We start from the raw sequence: 1,899 nt of genomic DNA on the forward strand, positions 1-1,899 counted from the left end.
TGCACGGGAACTGACCCGGAAGAGAGGCGTTGGTTACCCTCATCGGGTGACCAGGGGGCGAGGCGCGATCGAGACGGGGCGGGCCGGCAGGTCGGGCAGCGACGGGGCGGTGCGGACGGCGGCGGTGCGGACGGGTGCGAGAGCGAGAGACATGACGATTCCTTGTGCGAAGAAGGTGCGGCGATGGACCCCTCGAGACGGGGTCGATGCGAATGGCCGTTCGGCCTGGCGAACCGCCGGTGCGGCTGGTTCAGTGGAGTCGCGGTCGATCGGGGTGCGGATCGGCTGCGCGACTCGGCGGTCGGGTCGCGGTCAGCGGCACATTCGACAACACATGGACGCGCGCGCCGGCATCATCATGCCGGTCGTCCTGAGAGCCTCGGGGGCGGTCAGGGTGCGTGCGGTGTCGGTCATGGGGAGAGTCAATCCGAGGTCGGGGCGTGTGTCAATTCATGACGGGGGGATGACGCGGTGTGACGGCGCAGACGGTGCGCGTCGCGGTGCGGCATCCGGGAGGATCGGGTGGGCGGATGCCGCGTGCGAAAGGATCTGCGAGAAAAGGCGGTTCAGAAAAATCTTCCGCAGTCCTATCTCGCACGCGCGGCGCCCAGCGTGAAGATCCTTCGGCACGCGCCCGGAACGCCGCAGAGTGTAGTGGTCGTCGTCAGACCGTGCCGTAGAGGCGGTCGCCGGCGTCGCCGAGGCCCGGCACGATGTAGCCGTGCTCGTTGAGGCGCTCGTCGACGGCGCCGAGCACGACGGTGACCTCGCGGCCGTGCAGGGCCTCCTCGACGGCCTTCAGGCCCTCGGGTGCGGCGAGGATGCAGATCGCCGTGACATCCGTCGCCCCGCGGGCGAGCAGGAACTCGATCGCCGCGGTGAGCGAGCCGCCGGTCGCCAGCATGGGGTCGAGCACGAAGCACTGGCGGTCGCTGAGGTCCTCGGGCAGGCGTTCGGCGTAGGTGGCCGGCTCGAGCGTCTCCTCGTTGCGGGCCATGCCGAGGAAGCCGACCTCGGCGCTCGGCAGGAGCTTCACCATGCCGTCGAGCATGCCGAGTCCGGCGCGGAGGATCGGCACGATGAGCGGCTTGGGGTCGGCGATGCGCACGCCCGTCGTGGGCGCGACGGGGGTGACGATGTCGACCGGCTCGACGCGCACCCCGCGGGTGCCCTCGTAGGCGAGCAGCGTCATCAGCTCCTCGACGAGCGCGCGGAAGATCGGCGACGGCGTATTCACGTCGCGGAGCACCGTCAGCTTGTGGGTGATGAGCGGGTGATCGGCAACGTGGACTCGCATAGGCTCGAGTCTAGTTGCGGGGATTCCCGCGGATGGGAGGGGCTCGTGGAGCTGCCGATCCACCGCGAGTGGATGCGCCTCGCCCTCGCCGAGGCCGAGCAGGCGCCCGCGACGCGCGACGTGCCGGTCGGCGCCGTCGTCGTGAACGGGAACGGCATCGTCATCGCGGCGAGCCGCAACGAGCGCGAGCTGGTGGGGGATCCGACGGCGCACGCCGAGGTGCTCGCCCTGCGTGCCGCCGCGGAGTCGATCGGCGACTGGCGGCTCACCGACTGCACCCTGGTGGTGACGCTGGAGCCCTGCGTCATGTGCGCGGGCGCGATCCTCGCCGCGCGCGTGCCGACCGTGGTGTTCGGCGCCTGGGACGAGCGCGCCGGTGCCGCCGGGTCGCTCTACGACGTCCTCCGCGACCGGCGGCTGAACCACCGGGTCGAGGTGTTCCCCGGGGTCGAGGCCGAGGCATCCGCTCGGCTGCTGCTCGCGTTCTTCGACGACCCGCTGCGCCGCCCGCCGAGCGAGCTCGACTGAGGAGCCGCTAGCTCGCGCGCTCGCGCGGCACCCGCTCGCGCGCCTCGAGCCCGTCGAGGTACTCCGAGAGCAGG

General features: G+C 71.4%; 2 protein-coding genes. One reads left to right on the forward strand and one right to left on the reverse strand.

Translation table 11 applies throughout. The features are described 5' to 3' along the window. Nucleotides 1-664 precede the first annotated feature (664 nt). Entirely contained in the window at nt 665-1,297 is a 633-nt protein-coding gene (upp, locus tag GH736_RS22125; protein WP_159607110.1) for a uracil phosphoribosyltransferase, read from the reverse strand. A 72-nt stretch (nt 1,298-1,369) separates the two neighbouring features. On the opposite strand from upp, the gene GH736_RS22130 reads away from it, so the two are divergent. Beyond that, nucleotides 1,370-1,825 carry a nucleoside deaminase gene (locus GH736_RS22130; protein ID WP_203230908.1) on the forward strand — a complete coding sequence of 152 codons (456 nt, stop codon included), beginning with the start codon at nt 1,370-1,372 and terminating at the stop codon, nt 1,823-1,825. Nucleotides 1,826-1,899: the final 74 nt, after the last annotated feature.

The sequence above is a fragment of the Agromyces humi genome, from assembly GCF_009720255.1.
In the GTDB taxonomy this organism is placed as follows: Bacteria; Actinomycetota; Actinomycetes; order Actinomycetales; family Microbacteriaceae; genus Agromyces; species Agromyces humi.

What these genes read in the sequence shown, in the direction of transcription:
- GH736_RS22130 (WP_203230908.1), top strand. Translation starts at nt 1,370, where the DNA reads ATGCGCCTCGCCCTCGCCGAGGCCGAGCAGGCGCCCGCGACGCGCGAC.
- upp (WP_159607110.1), bottom strand. Translation starts at nt 1,297, where the DNA reads ATGCGAGTCCACGTTGCCGATCACCCGCTCATCACCCACAAGCTGACG.